Annotated in this window: 6 protein-coding genes; all 6 read right to left on the minus strand. The window is 71.0% G+C overall.

What is annotated here, in order from left to right; all coding sequences use genetic code 11:
* Nucleotides 1–347 precede the first annotated feature (347 nt).
* The 6 genes from FNH04_RS38475 to FNH04_RS38505 all read right to left on the minus strand — a co-directional run bounded on the left by FNH04_RS38475 (nt 348) and on the right by FNH04_RS38505 (nt 6767).
* Nucleotides 348–962: a hypothetical protein gene (locus FNH04_RS38475; protein WP_152790538.1), complete on the minus strand. Its 615-nt coding sequence runs from the start codon at nt 960–962 to the stop codon at nt 348–350.
* Between the two features lie 168 nt (nt 963–1130).
* Complete coding sequence (ahcY, locus tag FNH04_RS38480; RefSeq protein ID WP_152790540.1) at nt 1131–2588, minus strand: adenosylhomocysteinase; 1458 nt, start codon at nt 2586–2588, stop codon at nt 1131–1133.
* 446 nt (nt 2589–3034) lie between these two features.
* Nucleotides 3035–4012 (minus strand): cation diffusion facilitator family transporter, encoded by a 978-nt coding sequence (locus tag FNH04_RS38490; RefSeq protein ID WP_152790542.1) that lies wholly within the window; start codon nt 4010–4012, stop codon nt 3035–3037.
* Between the two features lie 164 nt (nt 4013–4176).
* On the minus strand, nt 4177–5328 hold the full coding sequence (gene manA / locus FNH04_RS38495; RefSeq protein WP_152790544.1) for a mannose-6-phosphate isomerase, class I: 1152 nt from the start codon (nt 5326–5328) through the stop codon (nt 4177–4179).
* 64 nt (nt 5329–5392) lie between these two features.
* Nucleotides 5393–6520 carry an SIS domain-containing protein gene (locus tag FNH04_RS38500; RefSeq protein WP_152790546.1) on the minus strand — a complete coding sequence of 376 codons (1128 nt, stop codon included), beginning with the start codon at nt 6518–6520 and terminating at the stop codon, nt 5393–5395.
* A gap of 76 nt (nt 6521–6596) precedes the next feature.
* Nucleotides 6597–6767, minus strand: coding sequence for a Trm112 family protein (locus FNH04_RS38505; RefSeq protein ID WP_152790548.1), 171 nt, complete (start codon nt 6765–6767; stop codon nt 6597–6599).
* Between the last annotated feature and the right edge of the window lie 85 nt (nt 6768–6852).

A 6852-nucleotide genomic window follows, 5' to 3' on the forward strand; every position in this document is an offset into this window, starting at 1 on the left:
GGGCCGGGGGGGCCGAGCGGGAACGGAGCGGCGGCACAGCCGCTGCCTGCTTCCTTCTACCCGCCGCACGTGAAAAGCCCGCACGTGGAAAGCCCACCCGCGGCGGCCCCGGCGGGAAGCCCGTACCCGGGGCAGAGCACAGGTGGTGCGTACGCGTACCCGCCGGTGGCGCAGTCCCCGGTCGTGCAGGCCGCACAGACCGTCCCTCCCCCGGACGAGGCAAGCGGGCAGGCCGACCGTCCGGGCACCGGATTCGTGCCGCCCTCGTGAAATGAGGCGTTCGGCGCGCGGCTGAGCGGGAGCAGACCGCTGGGGCATTCATGTGCGCTGTTGTGGTGCGGTCTTCGTCAGCTGAACACCGACGGTGGCGATTCGAGGTGCTCCAGCTCGATTCCGGGGGCCGCCAGAACCACGTCGCCGGAGATGTGGACGGTGTGCCGCTCCCCCGTGTCCAGGGCTGTGACCTGGTATTCGTCCACGGTCAGGGGGCCGCTGTCAGTGGCGTGTGCTTCTCTTTCGACCAAGGCCCAGGACTGGTCGACGGTGCGGGGGGCGAGGACCGGGTCGGTGAAGGCGACGAGGCGTACGCGGGTTGCGGACGCCGAGGGGGTGAGGCGCAGAAGACGAGCGGTGGCGATCAGAAACGCGGGAGAGGTGCCGGTGAAGGCGTGAGCGCGGACATTGCCTTCGGTGGCGTGCGTACCGGTGGGATCGGTACGGACCCAGGTGACGCCGTCGAGCGCGGCGCCGCGGACCTGCCAGCTCGCGGCGTGCAGTTCGAGGCGGATGGGGCGGCCGAGGTCGTCGAGGGCGAGGTCGAGGGAGCCGGCGTGGTCGCCGGAGGGGGTGGTGACTTGGGAGACATAGCGCCAGCCGGAGGGGCCGGGCGCGCACTGGAAGTGTTCTTCGCCCAGGAGGGAGTGGTCGTGCGGATCGTGGAGCGAATATCGGCCGCGGGGCATGGGGGTCCTGGTTTTGACGGGGTGCTGGTGCGGTCGTCCTGACGGGCGCGGTCGGGCCGAACGGGCAGGCCCCCCGGCACGGGGGCGCGGGGGGCCTGCCTGGGACCTGCTGCTCGGAGTGAGCGCGTCAGTGCACGGACGCGGTCTCGCTGAGCGGTGGTGGTCGGCTCAGTAGCGGTAGTGGTCCGGCTTGTACGGACCCTCGACCTCGACACCGATGTACGCGGCCTGCTCGGGGCGGAGCGTCGTCAGCTTCACGCCGAGCGCGTCGAGGTGAAGGCGGGCGACCTTCTCGTCGAGGTGCTTGGGCAGCGTGTAGACGCCGGTCGGGTACTCGTCGGGCTTGGTGAACAGCTCGATCTGGGCCAGGGTCTGGTCCGCGAAGGAGTTGGACATCACGAACGACGGGTGACCGGTGGCGTTGCCCAGGTTCAGCAGGCGGCCCTCGGAGAGGACGATGATCACCTTGCCGTCGGGGAAGGTCCAGGTGTGGACCTGCGGCTTGACCTCGTCCTTGACGATGCCCGGGATCTTGGCGAGACCGGCCATGTCGATCTCGTTGTCGAAGTGGCCGATGTTGCCGACGATCGCCTGGTGCTTCATCTTGGCCATGTCCGAGGCCATGATGATGTCCTTGTTGCCGGTCGTGGTGATGAAGATGTCGGCCTTGTCGATGACCTCGTCGAGGGTCGTGACCTGGTAGCCGTCCATCGCCGCCTGCAGTGCGCAGATCGGGTCAATCTCGGTGACGATCACGCGGGCGCCCTGTCCGCGCAGGGACTCCGCGCAGCCCTTGCCCACGTCGCCGTACCCGCAGACGACCGCGGTCTTGCCGCCGATGAGGACGTCGGTGGCGCGGTTGATGCCGTCGATGAGGGAGTGGCGGCAGCCGTACTTGTTGTCGAACTTGGACTTGGTGACCGCGTCGTTGACGTTGATCGCCGGGAACAGGAGGATGCCGTCGCGCTGCATCTCGTACAGGCGGTGGACTCCGGTCGTGGTCTCCTCGGTCACACCGCGGATCTCGGAGGCGAGCTGGGTCCACTTCTGCGAGCCGTCAGAGATGGTGCGGTGCAGGAGTTCGAGGATGACGCGGTGCTCGTCGTTCTCGGCGGTGTCGACGTCGGGGACCTTGCCGTCCTTCTCGTACTCGACGCCCTTGTGGACGAGGAGGGTGGCGTCACCGCCGTCGTCGAGGATCATGTTCGGGCCGCCGGTGGGGCTGTCCGGCCAGGTCAGCGCCTGCTCCGTGCACCACCAGTACTCGTCCAGCGTCTCGCCCTTCCAGGCGAAGACGGGGACGCCCTGGGGGTTGTCCGCCGTGCCGTTCGGGCCGACCGCGATGGCGGCGGCGGCGTGGTCCTGGGTGGAGAAGATGTTGCAGGAGGCCCAGCGGACCTGTGCGCCCAGGGCGACCAGGGTCTCGATGAGGACGGCGGTCTGCACGGTCATGTGCAGGGAGCCGGTGACACGGGCGCCGGCGAGGGGCTGGGCCTCGGCGTACTCCTTGCGGATCGCCATCAGGCCGGGCATCTCGTGCTCGGCGAGGGTGATCTCCTTGCGGCCGAACTCGGCCAGGGAGATGTCGGCGACCTTGAAGTCCTGTCGCTTGTCGACAGTCGTCATGGTGAGCTGCTCCTCGGTTTCGGGTCGAGGGTGGGTACGGCTGGTCTGCGCGGCTGCGGACACAGGAGTGCCCGAAGAAGGGCACAGGCATGCCCGCGTACGCGCAGCGCAGTCCGTCGGAGGCCCTCTCTCCCTCGGTCGGTCCTCGATGGGACCGCCCGACCGCCATCAGCAGCGACGTCTGGCTCCGTCCCAAGCTACACCGGACCGCCCGGCTGTCCCCAGTCCGCCTGCGCACAGATCCGGCCAAGGCGGGCGGTTCGGTGGGGGATTGTCGTCATCCGGGGGGAGAGAGAGCGGCTGTCGGTCCGGGTGCACAGGCCCGTACGTGCTCGCTCGTGCCCGGGTGGGCGTACACCACGCGAGGGCCCGCCGGACTTCTCGGCGGGCCCTCGCGTGGTGTCCGGCTCGTATGCCGGTCGGCTCCGTTCGTACCGCGGGAACCGTCAGTGGTCCGGCGTGGGGGACGGTCCACCGGGCGTGGCCTCGCGGTCCGGTCCCTTCGCGGCCTCGGTCTCGCTGTAGATGTCCGGCTCGATGTAGATGACGCGGGCGATCGGGACGGCCTCACGGACGCGGGCCTCGGCGGCGTTGATGGCGGAGGCGATCTGGGCGGCCGTGTCGTCGTGCTGGACGGAGACCTTGGCGGCGACCAGGAGCTCCTCCGGGCCGAGGTGGAGCGTGCGCATGTGGATGACGCCCGTGACGGTGTCGCCGTCGACGAGGACCTTCTCGATCTTCGCGACCTCTTCCGCGCCCGCGGCCTCACCGAGCAGCAGCGACTTGGTCTCCACCGCCAGGACGATCGCGATCAGGATGAGCAGGACACCGATGCAGAGGGTGCCGATGCCGTCCCAGACGCTGTCGCCGGTGAGCAGGGCGAGGCCCACGCCGCCCAGGGCCAGGATCAGACCGACCAGTGCGCCGAGGTCCTCCAGGAGGACGACCGGGAGTTCGGGGGCCTTGGCATGGCGGACGAACTCCTTCCAGGACTTGTTGCCGCGCAGGGCGTTGGACTCCTTGATCGCGGTGCGGAAGGAGAACGTCTCCGCGATGATCGCGAAGACGAGGACGCCCACCGGCCAGTACCAGTGGCTCAGTTCGTGCGGGTGCTTGATCTTGTCGTAGCCCTCGTAGAGGGCGAACATGCCGCCGACCGAGAACAGGATGATGGAGACGAGGAAGGCGTAGACGTAGCGCTCACGGCCGTAGCCGAACGGGTGCTGCGGGGTCGCCTCGCGCTGGGCCCTCTTGCCGCCGAGGAGCAGCAGGCCCTGGTTGCCGGAGTCGGCGAGCGAGTGCACCGACTCGGCAAGCATCGAGGACGATCCGCTGAAGAGGAACGCCACGAACTTCGATACCGCGATCGCGAGGTTGGCGGCGAGTGCCGCCACGATCGCCTTGGTGCCGCCTGACGCGCTCATGTGTCCGGGGTGTCCCTTCGCCTACGCTGCTGCGCTTGTGTCCGTCGCCGGCCGGGCTTTGCCCGCCCTTTGCAGGGGGCATTGTTGCAGCCCGGTCCGGCAGCGGCGCGCGAGGTCACCGATCGGGCACATCCCGGCCCGTCCCGGGGCGTGATCAGGTCCCGTCAGGCCACCACCGTGGCGCGGAAGACCGTGCCGGTCCCGGACACCGTGGTCTTCTCCCCGGCCGGTACGAAGACGGATCCGCCGGGACCGAGCCGGTGTTCGCCGGCCTGTACGGAACCCGCCGTGCACAGCAGGATCTGCGGGGTCGTCCGCGTGAGGTCGTGGTCGGTGGTGCCTTCCGGGAGGACGTAACGGGAGAGGCGGAACTCGTCGATGGGGGTCTCGTAGATCTCCTCGCCCTCGGGGGACGCCTCCGGGCGCAGGACGCCGGGGTCGCTCGCCTCGAAGCGGACGATGCGCAGGAGTTCGGGGACGTCGACGTGCTTGGGCGTCAGGCCGCAGCGCAGGACGTTGTCGGAGTTGGCCATGATCTCGACGCCGAGTCCGTTCAGGTAGGCGTGCGGTACGCCCGCGCCGAGGAACAGGGCCTCTCCGGGCTGGAGCCGGACGTGGTTGAGGAGCATGGCGGCGATGACCCCGGGGTCGCCCGGGTAGTGGCGGGCGATGTCGGCGTACGGGGCGTAGGCGCCGCCGAGGCGTTCGCAGGCGGCCGCTGCCTCGGTGACCGTGCGGGACATCTCCTCGGGGTCGGCCGACAGCACCGCGGTCAACACCTCGCGCAGCGCGGCCTCTTCGGGGTGGGCGTGCAGCAGGTCGACATACGGCTTGAGGGAGTCGACGTCGAGGCCGGCGAGCAGATCGGCGGCCTGCGAGGGGGCCCGGAAGCCGCAGAGGCCGTCGAAGTCCGTGAGGGCGCAGATCAGTTCGGGCTTGTGGTTGGCGTCCTTGTAGTTGCGGTGGCCGGCGTCCACGGGGACACCGCGGCGCTCCTCGTCCTCGTAACCCTCCTTGGCCTGTTCGAGGTCGGGGTGGACCTGGAGCGAGAGGGGGGCTCCGGCTGCGAGGATCTTGAGGAGGAAGGGGAGGCGGGGGCCGAACTTCGCTACCGCCCGGTCTCCCAGTTCACGTTCCGGGGCCTTGCCGATCACCTCGGTGAGGGGACCGCGTGCCGTGTGCGAGGGTGCGCCGGGATGGGCGCCCATCCACATCTCCGCCTGCGGTTCGCCGGTCGGTTCCACGCCCAGGAGGCGCGGGATGGCGGTGGTGGAGCCCCAGGCGTAGGGGCGGACGGTGTTCTCGAGGCGGTCCATGGGTCCTTGTCTCCGGTACGTGCGCTGCTCGGCCCCGGCGTTGGTCACGGGGTGCGGGTCCACCTCACGTCGACGAGGCGAGCGCCAGGTAAACGGCGGCGAAATCCGTGACGGCGATCAGCTCCGCGAGGGTCTCGAGGTCGCCGCCCTCCTCGGGCTCCAGTTCGCTGATCGCGGTGTCGTGGGTGAGGGCCAGTTCGCGGGCGGCCGGGGCGGCACTGAGGGCGCCTTCGGCACGGTCGCGCAGGAGCACCACGCGCGCGTGGAGGGCGGCCGCCTCCTCGACGCGGTCGCGGAAGAAGTCGTCGGGGTCGGCGCCCGCGGCCAGGGCGCCGGAGAGCAGGACCGTGTGCGAGACGAGCGCCTCGGGCAACTGGGCGGCGAGGGCGGGGCGGCCCGCCAACTCGGCCAGCGCCGCGGCGAAACGGCGTCCCACGGGGCCCGCGGCCGGGCCTTCGGTCCAGAGCAGCGGAAGGGACTCGGCGAGCTCGGCGGCCAGGCTCTTGGCGGGATTGCTGTAGGTGGCGATGGCCGGGCCGCAGCGCTCGGCGACGTGGTCGAGGCGGTCGGCGACCTTCTGCAGGGCGTCCGGCGGCGCGGTGATCAGACCCGTGCGGTCGAGGAGCGCGAGCATCGGGGTCAGCAGGGCCCACAGGATGCCGGGGGCGGCGGCGCCCAGGGGCACCTCCTGCTCGTACGGGGCGGTCGCCATCGGGACGAAGAGGCCGCGGGTGCCTTCGACCGCGTCGGACATCGGCGTGCGGCCGGGGGCGACGGCGACGACGGTGCAGCCGCGGCGGTAGGCCTGGTCGACCAGGAGCGACAGGCCCGGTTCGGTGCCGTCTGCGGTGGCGACCAGGAGGAGGTCGAGTGAGCCCGCCCAGCCTGGCAGCTCCCAGCGGAGGGCGCCGGCCGCGGGGGCCACGCCGGTGGGCTGCAGCCGGATGACGGGGCAGCCGGAGCCGGCGAGGGTGCCGAGGAGGTCGGCGACGCCCGCGGAGGCCATACCGGGCCCCGCGATCAGGATGGCCCGTGGGCGTCCGTCGGGCTTCAGATCGGGGATGCCGGCCTCGGTGGCGAGGCGGACGGCGGTGCGGACCCGGGCGCCCGCCTCGGCGGCGCCGCGGAGCAGGCCGCGGTTGTCCGCCTCCGACAGGGCGTCGGGGGTGTCGAGCAGCGATTCGTCGAGCATGGGCGGCAGCCTCCGATCGCCGGGTTGCCCTTGTCGCCGGGGTTTCCTTCCGCGTACCCGCTTACGGGCCCGTGGGTCACTCGGGGCGGCGGGCCTCGTCGACGAGGAGTACGGGGATGCCGTCCCGGACGGGGTACGCGAGGCCGCAGTCCTGGCCCGTGCAGACCAGCTCGGTGGCCTCCTCCTTGAGGGGGGCGTGGCACGCCGGGCAGGCGAGGATCTCCAGGAGGCCGGCTTCGAGCGGCATGAGGTGTCCTTCCGAACGTGGATGCGGCCTGGTCAGCGTACCGCTGCGGGGCGGCTGCCGCCGGGGGTGCAGGGGTAGGGTGCCC

The organism is Streptomyces phyllanthi, from assembly GCF_009377205.1.
Taxonomy (GTDB): domain Bacteria; phylum Actinomycetota; class Actinomycetes; order Streptomycetales; family Streptomycetaceae; genus Streptomyces; species Streptomyces phyllanthi.

Excerpts from the sequence above, each read along its gene's own strand:
- FNH04_RS38475 (WP_152790538.1), bottom strand. The coding sequence starts at position 962 with ATGCCCCGCGGCCGATATTCGCTCCACGATCCGCACGACCACTCCCTC.
- ahcY (WP_152790540.1), bottom strand. The coding sequence starts at position 2,588 with ATGACGACTGTCGACAAGCGACAGGACTTCAAGGTCGCCGACATCTCC.
- FNH04_RS38490 (WP_152790542.1), bottom strand. The coding sequence starts at position 4,012 with ATGAGCGCGTCAGGCGGCACCAAGGCGATCGTGGCGGCACTCGCCGCC.
- manA (WP_152790544.1), bottom strand. The coding sequence starts at position 5,328 with ATGGACCGCCTCGAGAACACCGTCCGCCCCTACGCCTGGGGCTCCACC.
- FNH04_RS38500 (WP_152790546.1), bottom strand. The coding sequence starts at position 6,520 with ATGCTCGACGAATCGCTGCTCGACACCCCCGACGCCCTGTCGGAGGCG.
- FNH04_RS38505 (WP_152790548.1), bottom strand. The coding sequence starts at position 6,767 with ATGCCGCTCGAAGCCGGCCTCCTGGAGATCCTCGCCTGCCCGGCGTGC.